Annotated in this window: 11 protein-coding genes; 3 read left to right on the forward strand and 8 right to left on the reverse strand. The window is 73.7% G+C overall.

Annotated elements, in window-relative coordinates:
* Window positions 1–81 precede the first annotated feature (81 nt).
* Window positions 82–1002 carry a hypothetical protein gene (locus IPL61_36345; GenBank protein MBK9036664.1) on the forward strand — a complete coding sequence of 307 codons (921 nt, stop codon included), beginning with the start codon at window positions 82–84 and terminating at the stop codon, window positions 1000–1002.
* A gap of 20 nt (window positions 1003–1022) precedes the next feature.
* Window positions 1023–1178, forward strand: a complete 156-nt coding sequence (locus tag IPL61_36350) for a hypothetical protein (GenBank protein MBK9036665.1) — start codon at window positions 1023–1025, stop codon at window positions 1176–1178.
* Here IPL61_36350 and IPL61_36355 read toward each other — a convergent pair.
* Window positions 1145–1891 (reverse strand): patatin-like phospholipase family protein, encoded by a 747-nt coding sequence (locus IPL61_36355; protein ID MBK9036666.1) that lies wholly within the window; start codon window positions 1889–1891, stop codon window positions 1145–1147. The genes IPL61_36350 and IPL61_36355 overlap by 34 nt on opposite strands.
* Window positions 1892–1956: 65 nt before the next feature.
* On the opposite strand from IPL61_36355, the gene IPL61_36360 reads away from it, so the two are divergent.
* On the forward strand, window positions 1957–3174 hold the full coding sequence (locus tag IPL61_36360; GenBank protein ID MBK9036667.1) for a GNAT family N-acetyltransferase: 1218 nt from the start codon (window positions 1957–1959) through the stop codon (window positions 3172–3174).
* 105 nt (window positions 3175–3279) lie between these two features.
* On the opposite strand, the gene IPL61_36365 is transcribed toward IPL61_36360, so the two are convergent.
* Genes IPL61_36365 through IPL61_36395 form a run of 7 tightly spaced genes read right to left on the reverse strand, consistent with a single transcriptional unit; the run spans window position 3280 to window position 17952 of the window.
* The gene (locus IPL61_36365) at window positions 3280–5007 is read right to left on the reverse strand and encodes a hypothetical protein (protein MBK9036668.1); all 1728 of its coding nucleotides are present in this window, start codon (window positions 5005–5007) and stop codon (window positions 3280–3282) included.
* Between the two features lie 2 nt (window positions 5008–5009).
* The gene (locus IPL61_36370; GenBank protein MBK9036669.1) at window positions 5010–9239 is read right to left on the reverse strand and encodes a hypothetical protein; all 4230 of its coding nucleotides are present in this window, start codon (window positions 9237–9239) and stop codon (window positions 5010–5012) included.
* 32 nt (window positions 9240–9271) lie between these two features.
* A complete protein-coding gene (locus IPL61_36375; protein ID MBK9036670.1) occupies window positions 9272–12115 on the reverse strand; it encodes a hypothetical protein in 2844 nt (947 codons plus the stop codon).
* The gene (locus tag IPL61_36380) at window positions 12112–13113 is read right to left on the reverse strand and encodes a hypothetical protein (protein MBK9036671.1); all 1002 of its coding nucleotides are present in this window, start codon (window positions 13111–13113) and stop codon (window positions 12112–12114) included. The genes IPL61_36375 and IPL61_36380 overlap by 4 nt, the downstream gene beginning before the upstream one ends.
* On the reverse strand, window positions 13029–13568 hold the full coding sequence (locus IPL61_36385) for a hypothetical protein (protein MBK9036672.1): 540 nt from the start codon (window positions 13566–13568) through the stop codon (window positions 13029–13031). Before IPL61_36385 ends, IPL61_36380 begins: the two co-directional genes overlap by 85 nt.
* The gene (locus IPL61_36390; GenBank protein MBK9036673.1) at window positions 13517–15502 is read right to left on the reverse strand and encodes a hypothetical protein; all 1986 of its coding nucleotides are present in this window, start codon (window positions 15500–15502) and stop codon (window positions 13517–13519) included. Before IPL61_36390 ends, IPL61_36385 begins: the two co-directional genes overlap by 52 nt.
* Window positions 15499–17952, reverse strand: coding sequence for a hypothetical protein (locus IPL61_36395; GenBank protein ID MBK9036674.1), 2454 nt, complete (start codon window positions 17950–17952; stop codon window positions 15499–15501). Before IPL61_36395 ends, IPL61_36390 begins: the two co-directional genes overlap by 4 nt.
* Between the last annotated feature and the right edge of the window lie 241 nt (window positions 17953–18193).

Consider the following 18193-nt stretch of genomic DNA (forward strand, 5'->3'; position numbering starts at 1 on the left):
GCGCGGGCGTGCAACTCGCGCACGAGGGCGCGGATGATCGCGCCCCGGCCGGGCGTTGGATGTGCGATCCATGGAGGCACGATGATCGCGCGCCGCGCTCCGCTCGCTTGCTCGCTGCTCGTCCTCGCGCTGGCCTGCCACGGCAAGGCGCCCGCCGCGGCGCCGGGCAACACGCCCGTCGGTCGCGCCGAGGCCGTGCGGCTGTTGCCGTCGTTCTGGGACACGCACCACCACGGCGACGGCAGCCGACGGTGCGCCGCCGCCGACTACCAGCAGCTGGACGCCCACGCGAGCGAGCCACCCGCGGCGCGGGCCGCGGCGTGGGCCGCGCTGACGGACACCTGCGGGCTCGACTGGCAGGGCGAGCGCGACGGCATCGATCCGGCTGGGCTGGCGGCGTACGTCGAGTTCGGGACCGCGCTGCTCGAGGCCGGCTTCCCGCACGACTGCGAGTCGCTGATGACCACGGTGACGACGCCGTACCCCGGCGGGCTCGAGGACGCCGAGGTGCCCGAGGCGCTGGAGGAGCGCGCGGCGGCCGCGCAGGCCCTGGGCGAGCGCTGCGGCGTCGCGGCCGAGGCCGAGCTGGCGGCGTTCGTGCCGCCGACCTGCCCGAGCGCCGACGCGTGCTTCGCGCTGGTCGAGGGGATCGACACCCCGCGCGACGACGATGACGCCGCCGACGCCGCCGATCCCGACGAGGAGATGATGCCCGAGGACACCGTCTGCCCTGAGGTCGAGCTGCGCACCGCGGCCGGCGCGCGCCGACTCACCGCCGATCAAGGGGCGCTGGCCGACGTCGACTTCTGCTGCGGGGTCTCGGCGATCACCACCGCGGTCGTCGGCGGTCATCGCTACGTGCTGGCGCGCCCCAGCGGCGAGGACAGCATGTTCATCCGCTCGTGCGGGGGCGGCACGGCCTCGGCGACGCCGGCCAGCGTGTACCGCGTCGAGGGCGATCGGCTGGTGCTCGAGGCCGACCGCAGCCTGCTCTGGCACTGACGCCGGCGATGACACCGCGCGTGCTCGCCCGTCGCGCGCGCGCGCCTGTCGCCTCTCCGAACGACGACGACGACGACGACGACGACGACGACCGCGCCGCGGTCGACGCCCGGCCGGCCGCGCACCCGAAGCTCGCCTGCGCTCACACCGCGACGACGCCGTCGACCAGCGGCTGATCGAGCGCGCGCTCGGTCGCGGCTCGGGCCGCCGCCAGCGCCGCGCGGCCGGCGGCCAGCTTGAACGGCCCCGACCGCGGCAGGTCGGCGATCACCAGGCTGACCAGGCCGGCCCGCTGCGGCAGCGCCAGCGCCTGGCTGCCGCGCCGGCGCCACGGCGAGCGCGACGCGATGTGGTGGAACAGCGTCCGGCCCGCGGGCATGCCGACCAGCCCCGGTCGATCGAGGATGCCGCCGTCCCACGAGGCGCGCCCGTCGACGCGCACCGGCTGGAACATGCCCGGCACCGCGCACGACGCCCGGATCGCCGTCGGCAGGTCGCCGTCGCGCACCACCCGCGTGGTCCGGCTGGCGATGTCGAACACGCTGATGATCGCCGGGCGCCCGCACGCCGCGAACGTGGTCACCGGCAGCACCCGCCGCAGCAGCGCGTCGAACTTGCGGCCGGCCAGGAGCCCCAGCCCCAGCGTCGGATCCCAGAAGTCACGGCGGTCGAGGCCGACCAGCACCTCGGCCAGCGCCTCGGGCGCGACCCCAGCGGCGAACGCGCCCGCGACCAGCGCGCCCGCGCTCGAGCCGCCCACATGCGCCGGCGCCAGACCGCGCGCGGTCAGCGCCGACAGCATGCCGGTGTGGGCGAAGAACGAGAAGAACCCGCTCGACATGCCCAGGCCGAACGGGGCCTCGGCGAGCCAGTCGGCCAGCGTGCGCATCGCGCCAGCGTAGCGCGAACGGTGTCCCCCCGGCGGCCACCCGGGCCTCGTGCGATAGTGCCGCGATGACCGAGGTGACCATCCGCCCGATCACCGCCGACGAGGTGCCCGCGGTCGTCGCGTGCGTGCTCGACGTGTTCGGCACCGACCCGGCCGCCGACCCGCAGGTCGTCGAGCGGGTGCGCGCGCTGGTGCCGCTCGACCGCACGTTCGCCGCGTTCGACGGCGACGCCGTGGTCGCGACCACGGCGGCGTACGACCTGCGGCTCACCGCGTGCGGCGGCACCGTCGCGATGGGCGGCCTGACGATCGTGACCGTGCGCCCGACCCACCGCCGCCGCGGCCTGCTGCGGCGGCTGATGACCGCGCACCTCGCCGACGTGCGCGCGCGCCACGAGCCGCTGTCGGGGCTGTACGCGTCCGAGGCCAGCATCTACGGCCGCTACGGCTACGGCGTCGCGGTCGAGAGCGACGAGCTGACCCTGACCGGCGGCGACGACCTGTTCGAGCCGCGCCCCGACCGCGCGTACGTGGCGCTGTCCGACGACGACGCGCTCGCGACCCTGCCGACGATCTACGCCGAGGCGCTCGCGACGCGGCCCGGCATGTACGCGCGCACCCACGACTGGTGGCGGTGGCGGCGCATCCTCGATCGCCCGCAGGGGCGGCGCGGCCGCAGCGGGCGCCGGCACGTGGTCGTGCGCGTCGGCGGCGTCACCCGCGGCTACGTCGTCTACCGCCAGCACCTGGCGTTCGAGGACGGCCGCCCCGCCGGCACCGTCGACGTCGAGGAGCTGATCGCGCTCGACGCCGACGCCGAGGCCGCGCTCTGGCGCCACCTCGCGACGATCGATCTGTTCCCCCGGGTGACGTTCGCCAACGCGCCCGTCGACAGCGTCGCGCCCTGGCTCGCGCGCGACCACCGGCGCGTGACCCGGCGCCGCCGGACCGACACGCTCTGGCTCCGGGTCGACGACGTCGCCGCCGCGCTGACCGCGCGCCGCTACCCCATCGACGGCGAGCTGACCCTGGCCGTGCGCGACGACGGCGAGCCGTCGCGCTGGCGCCTGACCGTCACCGACGGCGTCGCCGCCTGCGTGCCCGCGATCAGCGCCGTCGACGTCACCCTCGACCGCGCCGCCCTCGGCTCGATCTACCTCGGCGGCGTCGCCGCCTCGACCCTCGCCCGCGCCGGCCGCATCACCGGCGCCCCCGACGCCGTCGCCCGCCTCGATCGCCTGTTCGCCTGGCCGGTCGCGCCCTGGTGCGCCGAGCAGTTCTGAGCGCGCGCTTGCGCGCTCGGAGCTCCTTCGGTCGAGGACCAGCGGCAGGAGTCTCGCGTCTCGGAGGAGTGGCTCGTCGGGGCTTGCCCCCGACGCGCCCGCGCGTCACCCCGCCGCCGGCGGCGCGTCGACCGCGCGGTCGTACCGCAGCCCCGCGCTGCCCTCGCCGGTGCCGACGCCCCGCGTCCGCGCCACCCAGACGTAGGTCGCGCCGTCGGTGCCGCGGGCGCGGCGCACGATCCGGCTGACGCGCGTGCCCTCGCGCGGGACCTGCTCCTCGCGCACCCGCAGCGGCGCGCCCGACGGGCTCGCCAGGATCCGCCCGCGCGGCGTGCGCACCTCGATCCCGTCGCCCTCGAGCGCCACCAACCCGGCCAGCTCCAGCGCGACCTCGTCGGGCACCGCCCCGCCGAGCTTGACCGGCTGGAGCGGGAACCAGCTCGCGGGCACCGCCGACTGCACCCGATATCGCAGCGCGGCGCCCTCGGGCAGCGGCGGCTCGACGACCGCCGCGGCCGGCGCGTCGTCGGCGGCGCGCCGACCGGCGCCCAGCGCCCCGACGATGGCGTGCTCGACCGCCCACACCAGGTTGGCCTGCTCGTCGCGCAGGAACCGCACCTGCTCGAGCGGCTCGCTCTCTTGCACCGACGTCGCCGCCGACGCGGTCACCAGGTGCACGCCCGCCAGCCCCGCGTCGCCCCGATCGATCGCGAACATCGCGAACCGGCCCGGCCCCGACGGCCCGGTCGGCTCGGCCCGCGGGACGATCGTCGTGGTGCCGAACACGTCGACCACCGCCACCGTCGCGGCGCACGCGCTGCCGACCGGCTGCGCGAACGGCACCAGGTACCAGTCGTTGCCGTGGACCAGCATGAAGTCGAGCAAGATCATCGACGCCAGGCTGCGCCGGTCGGGGCGCAGCAGGTCGATCGGATAGCGCGCGTCCTCGAAGTCCCAGAACCGCTCGTTGGGCATCCCGCGAAACCGCACCGGCCCCGGGATCACCGAGCGCGTGATCGTCTCGACGACGCCGGTCGGGGTCCCGGCCGGCGCCGCGGCGCTGGCGCCGTCGAAGCCGTACCAGTCGAGGTCGCCGCGACGGTCCGGCGTCGCCGTCAGGCTCAGCGTCCCGCCCGCCGGCGCGTCGGCGTAGACCAGCGCCTGGCTGGCGAGCTCGCTGGCGCTCCAGCCCGCCGGCGCCCCGGCGCCGGGCACGCCAGTCGACTGCACCCACGCCACGAACGCCTGCACCGCCGCGCCCGCCGCGGCGCGCCGGTCCGCCGGCACCGCCCACGGCACGCCGGCCTTGGGCTTGGGCTGCGGCGCCGCGCCCGCGGGCGCCGGCGGCACCGCCAGCGTCGTCGCGACCCACAGCGCCAGCCCGTCGATCGCCCGCCCCTGCCACAGCGCGCGCAGCCGCGCCGCCCGCGGCTCGTCGTCGGCGCCGCCGCCGATCGGGTACGCGGTCAGGAAGTACCCGCGCAGGTCGGTCGCCGACGCCTGCGCCAGGAACAGCTCGAAGGTCTGCCCCAGCTCGACGGCGTGGGCGAGATCGCCGCCGCCCGGCTCGGCGGTCACCTGGACCTCCACCGGCGCGGTCGCCGCCAACGCCTCGGCGCTCGCGCCGGGCGCGCCCCAGCCGCGCACGCGCCCGAGCTGGGCGTCGACCTTCACGTACGCGGGCGCGCCGGCGTCCTCGCCCTGAAACTCCCCGAGTTGCCACTGCCGGGCCAAGAGCCACGCCGGATCGGCGATCCGCGCGGTCAGCGCCTCGGCCAGATCCGTCGCGCGCGGCCGCGGCTCGAGCCGATTCCAGTAGGTGATCGAGGGCATGGCTACTCCGCGGCGAGGACCGTCGCCTCGCCGATGGTCAGGGCCGCCAGGTCGGCGGTCATGGTGTCGTCCGCCAGGTTGGCCGCGAGGAACGTCGTCGGCGCCAGGAGCCCCAGCGGCCCCAGCGCCTCGTTGTCGACCGCGCGGATCTTCGCGAGCTCCAGCGTCTCGTTGACGATGGCCTCGAGGCTCGGCAGATCCCAGGCGCCCTTCGGGTTGGGCGGCACCGCCAGGAGCACGCACTGCGCGGCCTCGGCGCCGGGCGCGTCGTGATGGAGCGCGATGCTGGTCTCCTGCACCTCGCTCGGGATCACCTCGGACCACTCGTCGACCAGGAGCCCGGCCCAGGGGATCGTCGGCCCGAACGCGAGCTGGCGATCCATCACCAGCGACACGGTCCCCGGCCGCGGCCGCGCCGTCGACGCGAGGTCGAAGGTCCCGCCGGCCCAGGGTGCGCCGACGCGGTGGGGCACCTGCGCCGGCACCAGCGCGGTCCTCGCGGCCGACAGCGCCTCGCTGGCCAAGGTCGCCAGTCGCCAGGCCGCCAGGCGCGGGCGCACCGCGGCGGCGCCGACGAACCAGCGCCGAACCCCGACCGGATCCGGAACCAGCGTCGGGCCGTAGGCCACGGCTTGCTCGAGCTCCGGCTGGTTCACCGGCGCGAAGGTCGGCAGCACCACCAGCGTGCCGCCGAAGAGCGCGCGCAGCCGCGCGTCGCCTATCGCCGCGGCGGCGGCCTCGGCCAGCCGTCGATCGATCGTCGCCAGCGCAGCGACGGCCGCGTCCCGGAGCGCCGCGCGCTCGCTGGCGATGCCGTCGTCGAGCTGACGCGGCAGCGCCTCGGCCACGCCGAACGCCGCGGCCGGCCACAGGGCGGACCGGAGCGCCGCGCTGCTCGGCGCGTCGTCCGCGGCCGCCGCCGCCAGCGCATCCGCCAGCGACGTCCGCGCCGCTGTCAGCGCGCCGGTCGCGGCGTCGGCGCGGCTCGCCAGCTCGGCGAAGTCGATGTCCCCGACCTTGTCCCCCGCCGCCGCGACGTCCGCGGGCGCCAGCGGCCGCGCCTGGTCGAGCACCTGGTTGAGCGAGCTCGCCACCTCGACCAGCTCGAGGAACGTCACCTCGCCACCGACGCGCGCGTGCTCGATCTCGACGCCGTCGACCTGGCCCAGCGCCGTCGCGGCGTGCCCCCGCAGCCGGCGGTCGAGCTCGCCGCTGCCGTCGGCGCCGGTCCGCCGCGCCATCGCCAGCGCGTCGAGCGGCCCGATCCCGAGCTGGGCCAGGGTCACGACCGCGCTGCCGCGCGCCGCCGGATCAGCCTCGGTCGGCGCCGGGTACGTGACGCGCGCCTGCACCGCGCTGGCATCGCCCAGCCGCAGCGCAGCCCAGCTCGCCAGGCGCGGCTCGGCCGCGGTGCGCACCGTCGCAGTCCAGGTCGCCATCGCCGGGTCGCTCCCCGGCGCACCCAGCACGATCGCCGCCCGGTGGGTGACGCTGGCGCCCCGGCGCGGCGTCGACACCACCTCGGGCTCCGGCACCGCGCCGCCACCGGCCAGCGCCGCCAGGGTCCCGGCCGCGCGCTCGGTCTTGCCTTGCACGGTCTGGTGCACGGTCTCGGCCAGGAGCAGGTCGGCGACCGCGTCGACGTCGTGCTCGAGCGCGGCCAGGACCGGCGTCAGGTCCTTTCGGTCGGCGACGTCGACCGGCGGCAGGCTCGCCCACGGGATCGTTGCCTCGGTCGTCTGCCCGCCCAGCGCGGTCCGTAGCGCCAGGCCGTCGACCACGTTGCGCGCGGCGATCCGCTCGCCGCCGGTGACCGGCAGCGCCGGATCGTTCCCCAGCGGGAAGGCGGCGCGCAGCGGCGCGATGTAGCGATCGAGCTGCGCGTCGTGGAGCCCGCGCTCGACCCGGAAGCCCAGGACCGCGGCCAGCGGCACGCCCTGCCGGACCGCGTCGAGCAGCTCGAGCGCGCCGCGCACCCGGCGCGACGACAGATCGACCGCCGCCAGGTCCCGCTGCGCCCCGACCCGCGTCAGGTGCGCGTTGCGCAGCACCGCCGCGGTGGTCGCGTGGGCCGCCGACGGCGCGTGGATGAACCCGCCCGCGGTGCCCGGCCGCGGCGCCGTCCGCGGGCGCAGCTCCTCGACCCAGCCGTAGGCCCCGACGTACACCCCGGTGGCGTGCGCGCCGCGCATCGTCGCCAGCCGCCGCGTCGCCAGCGACGTCAGCCACGCGTCGACCCGGTGCGAGCACACGTCGAGCGTCTCGATGAACAGCCGCGACAGCTCCGCCGTCGGCACCGTCGCCAGCGTCGCCAGCGCCGCGCGGTGCTCGCGCAGCGTCTGCCGGATCTCACCGGTCGACAGCGGATCACCCAGCCACGCCGCCAGCGTCTGCCCGCCGGTCACGCCGCTCACCGGCGCGTCGAGCCGCTCCCACGACGTCGGCCGCGCCTCGGTGCCCGGGCCGATGCGATGCAGCTCGCGCTCGACCCGCTCCACGGCGTCGGCGAGGCCAGCCCCGACCGCGACGTCGACGCCCACCCGCGCGCTCTCGACCAGCGTCGCCTGCCGGAGCAGGTGGAACAGCAGCGGGTTGTCGAACGCCGGGTTCGACGGGGCCCCGGCCCGCCGCAGATCGATGAGCTCCGCGGTGCGGACCCAGTCGATGTAGTTCGGCGCCAGCGCGGCGGTCTCTGACACCGCCCCGTCGACGACCCAGTTGCGCCCGATCCGCAGCGCGCGGTCGCCCAGCGTGAGCTCCGCGACCCGCGGCGACAGCCCGGTCAACCCGGCCTCGGCCAGGGCCTGGGCGATCAGCGTCAAGCGCGCCGCCGCCGCGCCGCTGCCGTCGACGCCGAGGAGCAAGAACAGGTTGGCGACGAACGCCGGCCCGTAGACCTCGCGCGTGCGGACCTCGCGGCTGCGCGCGTCGCGCGTCAGCACGCCGAGCAGATCCTCGTCGGGATCCGCCGTCGCGCCGACCCGCGGCACCGTGGCCGCGCGCGCCAGGAACTGCGTGCGCCAGCCCTTGAGCAGCGTCGCCAGCCCGGTCTCGATCGGGTGCGCCGCCGCCTGCCACCGCGCGCTCGACGTCACCGGCAAGAGGCCGTACGGCACCCGCCCGACCCGGACCACCGGCAACGGCCCGCGCCCGCGCACGAACTCGTGGAAGTGCGTCCGCGCCGCGGCGATCTGCTCGTCGGTCACGTGCGGCGCCATCAGCTGGCCCAGGAAGTAGCCCAGCGTGCACGGCCACAGCGCCAGGTTCATCGCCGCCGCCCCCGCCTGCTCGGTGCGGTCCTGCCCCGCGACCCGCGCCAGCGCCGTCGCCGGGACGCCGAGCGCGGCCGCGACCGCCACGCCGTCGGTCCCCGGCGTGATCGACGCCTTGGCGCGCTCCAGCGCGAACCGGGCCTCGGTGTCACCCGGCGTCGGATAGCCCGCCGGCGCCGCCGCGGTGTTGTTGGTCGGCGTCCCTTGCGGCACCAGCGCCACGCCGCGGGTGTACCGGTGCGCGTCGAGCAGGTCCGTCACCAGCGTCGCCCCGTCGGCCGCGCTGGTCTGGGTCCGCACGCCGACCACGATCACGCGGTCGAAGCCCGCCGTCAGATCGGCGCTGGTCAGCGGCATGGTCACGGCCATGCCGATCGCGACCGCCTCGTCGTAGTCGATCGTCCACAGGAGCTCGCGCTCGATCGTCAGGCCGTCCCGGGTCACCAGCGTCGGGTCGCCCGCGGCCACCGTCGGCGCGAACGACAGGTGGACCGGCTCGGCGACGTCGGCGCTGGTCACCCGGTGCTGCTCGACCCCGCCGCGGTAGGCGATCACCAGCCACGACCGAGGCAGCGCCGCCGCCGTCACCTCCGGCAGCAGATCGTCCTTCAGGTCTGGCGCCGGGAACACCGGCGCCTCGGCCGGGCGCGCCGCCAGGTTGGTCGGCGTCGCCCGCTCCACCAGCCACGCCGCGCGCTCGGCCGGGTACCGCGAGGTCAGCGCCTGCCACGCCCCGTACTCCGCCGCCGGCGCCCAGCCGTCGGTCCAGTACTGGACCGCGTCGGTCCACTCGTCGGTGGTCAGCTGGCGCCGGTGGCCGTCCGCGACGATCTCATCGGGATAGATCCGGATCTTCAGCGACGGCGGACTCGCGACAAAGCGCGTCTCGAGCCGCACCGGCAAGAGCGCGATCGGATACTCGGTGCTGAGCTGCGCGAGCTCCAGCGCTAGATCGCCCATGGGTCGTACTCACCAGGATGAGAGGTCAGGGGTCAGGCGGGCGTCGGCGTCGGGAGCAGATCGGCCCCGTGGATCGCGACGCGCACCGCTCGTTGCAGGGTGATGACAGCGTGATCGGCGCCCCGGGCGATCGGCTGCCCGGCGCTCGCGGTCAGGTGCCACCCCGCGCCGCTCGCCCCCTCGCCGGTCGGCCGCGCCGGCAGATCCACCGCCAGATCGACGTAGTTGATCGCCGCCAGCGCCTCCGGCGTCGCCGCCAGGTGGCCCCAGGACAGGTCGTCCCAGGTCACCGCGGGCGGCGCCCCCGCCGCGCCCTCGTCGAGGCCGAACCGCGGATCGCCCGGCTGCTCCTCGAAGACAAAGCACCAGCCCGGGTTCGCCGCGGTGCCGTCGCCGCGCACCTCGACGTCGGTGAGCGCGAAGCCGAACATCGCCACGTCCGGCGGCAGCCGCCCCGAGAACACCGGCCGCAGCTGCTCGATCCCCAGCCCCACGACGTCGCCCGTGCGCGTCGCGCGCTGCGCGTACACCAGCGTCCCGGGGTAACGCCGGAGCGCCTCGCCGCGGATGACCAGCACCAGGTGCTCCTGCCCTGGCGCCAGCGGCCGCGGGCTGTGACTGCCCAGCGTCGACGCCGGGTCCCACCCGTGCAGCGGCGTCACGTCCTTCGACGTCTCGGGCACCGGCGTCGCCTCGACGCCCGCCGGATCCCAGAACTGGCGGAAGTAGCTGCCACGCTGATCCGACGGGTACTCGCGCCACAACAGCTCGCGCGCGAGCTCGTGGTTGAGCCCCACCATGTACGCCTCGATGAACGCCGGGTTGGTCTTGGCCAGCGTCACCCGGTCGGCCGGCAGGTCGAACAGCCCCGGCAAGATCCAGTCCGGCGACCGCGCCGCCAGCGGCTGGAACATCGGCTGCGGGAACACCGGGTGCGCCATCACCGGCGCCAGCGGATCGCTCGGCGACCACGCGAAGCCCGGCGCGCGCACCATCCGCGCGGCCAGCGCCTGCGCGATCGTCGTGCGCGGATCGATCGCCGCCGCCACCGTCGCGCCCAGGGTCGGCAGGTCGAGCCGCGTCAGGGTCTCGCCGTCCTTCGAGGTCGGGGGCCGCCCCAGGAGCGCCAGCGCCGCCTCGCGGAACGCGGCCATCGACGGGCTGTCCTCGCCGTTGCCCTCGTCCCACTTGTCGGGGCCCTCGCCGTCGACCGGATCCCACGCGTAGACCTTCTCGGCGGGCGGCGCGGCCTCGACGTCCTTCGTGCTCGGGAACGTCTGCTTGATGCGGTCCTCCAGCCAGCCGACCGTCGGCACCGACCGCGGCAGCGCCGGCGGCGTCTCGGCCAGCGCCGTCAGCGTCCCGGCGTTCACGCGCCCGAGCACGTGCGGCCGCACGACGTCCGGACGCCCCTGGCGGCGGCCCACCGGCCCCAGCGGCCGCGCCGCGCGCCGCAGCCCGCTCGACACCAGCGCCAGCCGCGCCGGGCTGCCCTCGACCCGCGCGCGCACCGTCGCCGTCGAGGCCTTGATCTGCCCGTGGGTCGGCGCCGTCAGCTCCAGCACCCGGGTGTCGTCGGCCGTTGCCACGTGGCGCCGATGCAGGCGCTCGCCGACCGCCCGCGCGACCTGCGCCATGCGGAGCTGCGCGTTGGCCTCGCGGATCCCGGCGACCTGCGCCCACGCCGACGCCATCAGCCCCTCTTGCTGCTCCTGCACGACCTCGGTGCCCATGCCCGCCGCCACCCGACCGCGCGGGTCCACGTTCAGCTCGCGGAACCACCCGGCCGCGGCCGCCTCGGCGACGGTCTCGCGCCGCGCGTGCCACGCGCCGTACAGCGGCGGCGCCACCAGCGGCGTGCCGCCCTCCGCGCGCACCGTCGCCGGCAGGTCCAGGAGCGTGACGATGCCGTCGACGAACTCCGGCGCGATCGCCTCGGGCGCCGGGCTGTCCGGCGGGCGCAACGCCCCACCCAGCGCCAGCGGCCCCGGCGCCGCCGCCGGCAAGCCACCGCCGGGCGTCGCGACATCCAGCCCGCGGCTGCCCGCCGTGGCCGGCAGCGGCGCCGGCGTCAGCCGTCGCACCAGCGTCTCGAAGTCACCGTCGAAGCCGGTCGAGAACGTCCACCGGTGATAGATCGGGACGCGCAGGTCCTCGACGAGCGCGGCGCCGGCCCACGCGGTCGCGAGCGACGCCGCCGCGTCGCCGAGCGCCAGCCGCAGCCCGGCCCGTCGCCCCACCTCGAACGTCGGGATCAACAGCACGTGGTACTTCGTCCTCGGCGCCAGCCGCCGCGGACACAGGAGCCGCGCCAGGCACCGCGACGGCTGGCCCAGCACGACCTCGGCCAGCGGCGCACCGTCGTCGCCGCTCACCTGCACGTGGGCCCAGGCCCAGAGCTGATCCGCCGGCGGCATCGGCGTCGGCTGCTCGGGCGGCCCCGCGAGGATCGTCACGGCCTCCAGCGCCCGCGACGACGTCGTCGGCTCGAACGCCCCCAGCTCCGCCTCGGTGAACGCCGCCAGGCACAGCCACGGCCGCAGCCGCCGGGTCGCGTCCTCGGCCCGCGGCGTGTAGCGCCACGGCAGGTCGGCCTGGTCGAACTCCACCGCCGGGAAGTAGTTCGGCTCGGCGTCCAGCGTTCGATCCGGCGGCGAGCGCCGGCTGATCGACCGCGCGTCGAACCCGGTCACGTCGCCCGGCCCCACCAAGGTCAGGGTCGTCGCCCCCTCGAGCGCCGGGTCGTCGTTGAAGCGCAGCGCCACCGGCACCGCCGCGCGGGTCCCGCCCGCCGCCGCGTCCGCCGCCGTCACCTGCGCCGCCGCGCCGCGCCTCACCCACGGGTAGAACCGCAGGGCCGCTTCACTGTCACTCATGCTGCCACCTCGTAGCTCGGCACCACCTGCAGGCGCGCCGCGTCGTCGGGGTGCGCCGCCAGGTGCGCCCGCAGCGCCAGCTCGGCCTGTCCCCGCGTCGCCGCCGCGGTCAGGTCCCACCGCGGCGCCAGCGCGTCGGTCGTCGCGATCACGAACGTCTCGTCCACCAGCGTCAACGCCGGCGGCGCGCCGATCGGCGGCGCGTACGCCTCGACGCCGCCGCGGCCCCGCGGCGCCTGCGCGGTCGCCGACAGCGCGGTCCCGATGAGCTGCTGCGTCACCGACGGCCGGTAGCGCCCGGCCTCCTGCCGCCGCCCGTCGGCGATCACCACCGTGTCGTAGTCGAGCGCCCGCACCAGCGGCAAGCCCGCGCGCACCGTCGTCGCGCCCACCGCCACGCCCGCCACCATCTGCTCGAACCCCGGCCGCGCCAGCTTGTCGGTCTCGCTCATCGCCTCGAACTGCGCCGGCGCGAACCACTCGGTCACCGGCGTCACCGCCGCCGCCGGCATCACCGCGTCACCGACCCGCACCTCGGTCACCTGGAACCGATCCACGCCGACCGGCCGACCGTGCGCGAACGCGGTGATCGTCCGATCCAGCGGCACCACCTGCTGCGTCACCGACACCGTCGCGCACGGATCCACCAGCGCCACCGGCGCGCTCGCGTCGGCGTCCACCGGCGTCCCCACCACCGCCGCCGCCAGCCCGCGCGGCACCTCGGCGGCCCACGCCGCCGGCTCCGCCAGCGCCGCCTGCAGCGCCGGCCAGATCTGCCGCGCCGGCACCGTCGCCGGCGCGCCGTCCCCGAACCGCACGTGCACCGGCACGCACAGGTCGATGAACCACAGCGACAGGCACGCCTTGCCGTCGACCCGCCACGGCTGCGGCCCCTGCAGGTGGCCCTCGAAGCTCACCGCCGCCAGCGTCGTCGTCCCGCGCCGCAGCGCCACCCCCGCCCACACGTCCACCGCCAGCCCGAACGGCGAGAACTGCACCAGCGTCTCGAACCCCAGCGCCCCGTGATGTTCAGCGGCCCCGCCGACGCGTACAGATCGATCCGCGCGCCCAGCTGCAGCGTGTTCGACGTCAGCGCCAGGAACCCCTCCGCGTCCAGCCGCGGATCGTCCCCCGACCCCAGCTCGATCCGCACCCGCCGCAGCGTCGGGAAGTCCGCCGGCGCCCGGAACTGCGAATGGAACCCGCCGATCGCCAGCGCGAAGCTCCGCGGGCTCCCCCAGCTCATCCGGAACGCCAGGTCCCCGGTGATCGGGAACCCCGCGATCGTCGAGCTCCGCAGCGACGCGTCCACCGCCACCCGCCGCTGCCCGAAATCCACCTCGCCCACCACGTCCATCGCCAGGTCGACGACCGCGTGCTCCTCCGTCGGCAGCTTCGTCGTCACCGTCCCCAGCACCACCACCCGCGCCGGCGCCGGCAGCTCCAGGAGCACCGCCAGCGTCCCCGCACCACCGTCGGCGCGCCCCAGCCAAACTTCACCGCCGGCCCGAACACGTACCGCCCCTCCGCCGCCGGGAAGTACCGCGCCAGGTCGGTCGTCAGCCGCCCCGCCTGCGCGATCGGGTCCGCCGGGAAGAAGACGTCCCCCATCCCCGCCGGCGTCCGCAGCGCCGCCCGCAGCGCGTCCGTGTCGATGCGCCGATGGATGCCGATCAGCCCCCCGACGCCCTGCAGCGTGAAGCCCAGCGGCAGCGGGATCGGCCGGAACGACGCGGCGATCACAGCCGCTAGTGAGCGTACGCCCGGCGCGTCGTTGAGGACTCCGATTCCATTGATGGCAAAGCCCTGGACCTCGAGTGCCAATGCGCCCCGGTACTCTACTGCTCCCAACCGCGCGACCTCACCTGCCCCGCGTACGAGCGCCGTGTCGATGGCGACCCCAAATCCCGTCGGTGCCAACAGCGCAGCTCCGAGGTCAACCGGGCCAACGTTGCCCCCCCTACGAGGGAAGCCAACCGACAACGCCACGCCGAGACCTTCCGCGACCAGCTGCACCGGCCCCACCGCCATGGCCAAATCCGTGCGCATCTCCGAAACGACCCCACGTTCCCCACCGGACAGCGCCAGCAAGACCCGTTGCACTTCGAGTGCGCCCAGGCGAAGCGACGTCGCGCGGTCGAGCACCAAGCCCGTCGCCCCGAGGTACAAGCCACGCGTCGACGACAGCCCCACGGTCAGTGGTGCCGGGACCTGGCGAGGGGCTCTCCCCATCGCCGAGGCTACAAAACCACTCCCGGCCTCGGGTAGCCCGACCGTCAGGTTCGGAAGCTTCAGTTCGATCCACAGCTCGCTGCCACCAGCCAACGCACCCTTGCCACCGGCAATGACCTGCCAGCCCCGCGTCGTCACGTTCGTCGGGCCGTGCGTCACAGATTCCGCCGGACCTGCCTCGCGCGAGAGGCTGACCGTCAATGAGGTGTGAACCGGCGCGGCCCCGGTCGACAGCGGATCGTCAGACACCTGCACACCATCAGGACGGACGACCAAGCCACGCTCGCCTGCGCTCGCAAGCCCGTTCACGACGAGGTACAGATCCCCAACGCTGACGCCAGCGGCAAGCGCACCCAGTGCGTACGGGACGATCGCGACCACCGGCCCGCCTGCGTCCTCGAAAGCGGCCACCTCGAGCCCCAGCTCCACATCACCGGCTGGCAGAAAGCCCCGCACCAGACGAGCAATGAGGTGCATGCGCATCGCGCCGGGCGGTGATGATGCGACCTCTCCCGCCTGGGGCGCCACGCGGACGAAGCCAGCTGCGATACCCAGCTGCCCGCACATCTCGGCCAGTCGATCGAGCATGGCGTCGCTGCGGAAGGTTGGCGCCGCCCACGCCCACGCCGTGCGCAGCCAGGCAGACGGTGACTCGAACAGCGCCCCAAAATCGGGCTCCGCAAACCGCGTATCCTCGTACGCGAGCCGGATCCCCTCCGCCGGTCGTGCGACCGACATGACGAACCCCGCCGCCCTCAGTGCACCTGCCAGGACGGGACGCTCCTGATCGAGGTAGTCGATCACAGCCCACTGCAAGAGCTGCGCTGAGAACTCGCCAGCAAACCCGGCGGAATCGAGTTCCGCACCGAAGGCGGTGGACTCAAGCCCAACGATCGCATCGTGCACATCGGCGATGGAACCAGCCAAGGCCAACCAATCAGCCTCCGCGCTAGCGTCACCAACAGACTGCGCCATCAAGGCGACCGTCCGCGCCTGGGCCGCCAACGCCATGATCGGCGCCAACTCTGTGGTGAGATTCCACCCTAGCCGGCTTCCGATCGCGCGCAGCGACGCTGCATCGCGGCCCACGGTGGCCAGTCGCTCGACCACGCCCGCCGCGCCGCTGACGAGGGCGCGAAACAGATCGGTGCTCATAGGAGGCGGTCCACGGCCGGCAAGCGGGACACATCGAGTTGGTAAGTCAGAACGTATTGGCACACGGCGCAGAACTCCTCTGCCTGGAGACGTTTGATGATCATAGGGAACGACAACACCGTCACGTCCTCCATGCGCCGCGACAACTTGCATGCGCGCGAAGGCCGCACCACAAGGCAATCGAGACCCGCCCCGCCTTCGTAGGCCGCTGGCGTACTGGCACGCAGGCCGGTCACAGACGCGGTCCGATCGAACACCCCCAGCGGGTTACAGGCATTGGTAGTCAAAGGTCCATTGGCGAGTGCGGCCTGCACCGCGGGCTTGATCAACCACTGCGGCGCGCCTGCTGGATCAGTCCGCTGGAGCACGATCCGCACGTCGGGAACTGCGCCGCCAACCGAAAGTTGAGTCCAGAACGAGTCGACGACGTCCGCTGCACTGACCCCGCCGAGGGGCCGGCAGCGTACGATCTGCGTCTGCGGATCGAAGGCCACCAACTCGAGTTCGAACGGATTGACGGCGATCGGCCCCACCGGCGGAATTGCTTCCCATAGCGGACCATTGCGCACCCACACCGGAGCAGGCCCGGTGCGGCGCTTCCATCGTATCGCGTGCGAAAGGTTGACAACGAAAGCGACGTCGCTTCCGCTGACGAAGCAGTCCTCGACAACCGCACCGGCCGCGGCCCGCGGCCATCGCCACTTCAGCCGGCTGGCATCGACGCTGTGCCCGACACCCTGCACGTTGGCAAGCGTGTCGGAGTTCGCCTTCGACTTGGCGTGGTGGAAGCCCGCCGGCAGCGCTGAAGCGTCCGGCATCCGCCCGCCATACTCATCGTTGAGCGCTCCAAGGGCCGCGCTGTGGGCGAGCTCGTGCGCAAGCACGTCCGCCATCTCCATTAGCGGCCGACGCTCGTACGAGCTCGTGACGCCCACCTCCACGTCAAGGAGGTGCTGAGCCGGCGAAGCCGTCGTATGAATTGGCGAATTGGCCACGCCGACAGTCACCTGATTCCCTGTACACAGCAATACGGCCCCCGGGATCGATACTCCACCATAGAGATCCGTCCGACACAAGAACACGACCATCCCCTCCGAATCGCCGCCAGTCTGCCAGCGCTCCCCAAACCGCATTGGGCCATCCGGTGTGCGCAGCTTGCCGACCAGCGTGTCCAACATCGGCCGGTGCGCGGTCGCGGGATCGACTGGCACCGATCCGAGAAGCGGCGGCAGGCGATGATCGGGAAAGAACGGCGCGCGCGCTGGCCCCCGTGACTTCGCGGACCCATCCAGCCACGTGTCATCGGAGATGGCCGGGGGATGAAACTTTTCCACGTACGGACCATGGTGCGGATACGTGATCATAAGCCCAAATGCAGTGTCGCGAACTCGGCTCTGCCGTGCGACCCCAAGCTGCCTCCAAACGTCAAAAGTCTGTTGCCAGAGCGTGCGATTGCCCGTGTTGATCGAACCGCCCGCGGCGGTGACAAATGCGACAAGATCCGCGAACACCGGCGCAGACGAACGGCTGGGGTGGCCGATTGTTTCCAGCACCCGCGGCAAGAACGAGTCATCTGGGATGAGCGCATACGCCGGCGCACCTGCCGATGCCTGCACCATGTCAGCGCCAATCGAGACACCTTCGTCCGCAGATGAAAAGAACGCCCCGAACACGTCCAGTGATTCCATCAGCCGCGCGTACGGCTCAATCTTCCTGAGCTTCAAGGTCAGCACCTTGCAAAGGTCATGAAACTCCTGCTCGGTGGCCGCCGTGAAGCCTTCAGCTAGAAACAGAATCGAGCGCTTGGCGATCGCAGTTCCATTGTGATGCTGGCGCAGGATGGCAAGATCAGCGGACGGTGCGGTGACCTGGATGGTCACACTCCCAGTCAGCGGCGTGACCGATAACCCGGGCACCCCTGTGGCGACATCGATCGTGACCACCCAGGTGCCAGTGGCCGCGGTGGTCGTCACGCGGCCGTCACTGCCGACCGTGAGACCGGCGGTCCCTGCTACAGGGTAGGCTAGAAAGTCACGGCCGGTGACGTCCACGATGATACGCGCACCGGTGGCATCCTCGAACTCTGCGTACACGACAAGGACGCGATCGGAGCGCTGTGTCTCAAGCTGGAGATCGGCGGTCGAGCACCACAAGCGATGAATCGCCCGGTGAACCGAGATGCGCACCGGAAGCGACAACACTGGCGCCCCCCCGGCAGGGCTTCGCATGATGAGCGACGTTCGCTTGCTGCCTGTAGCGGACGTAGACGCGGTGAGCGTGAGACCAGTCATCGTCGCCAGCGAAACTGCGGCAGGAAGATCAAAGTCGAAGCCGGACTGCCAATTCCAATCGTTCAGGGGCTGTTCATTAAAATTCCGCAGCAGGTCGAATGTGACCGACATGCCACGCAGAAGATGCACGTCGGTCGAGGGATAGAGCTTGACGGTCACGGCTGCACCCGCGTTGTCAGCGCGTCGGGGCCGTATGTGTAAGAATCTGGAGCGCCGTACTCAAGGTAGGCTCCATAGGTCTCATCGTATGCGCGCATGGCGATCATTCGCCCGTGCTTCCACTGCAACCATGCCCCAGCGGGCCTTCCATGAACACAGTATCCCTGGGCGACCAGGGAACCGTCATGTGCGATGACCTCTACCGGCCCGTTGCTCTGACCGTCGGAATCGCGACATGCAA

The organism is Myxococcales bacterium (assembly GCA_016717005.1).
Taxonomy (GTDB): Bacteria; Myxococcota_A; Polyangia; order Haliangiales; family Haliangiaceae; genus UBA2376.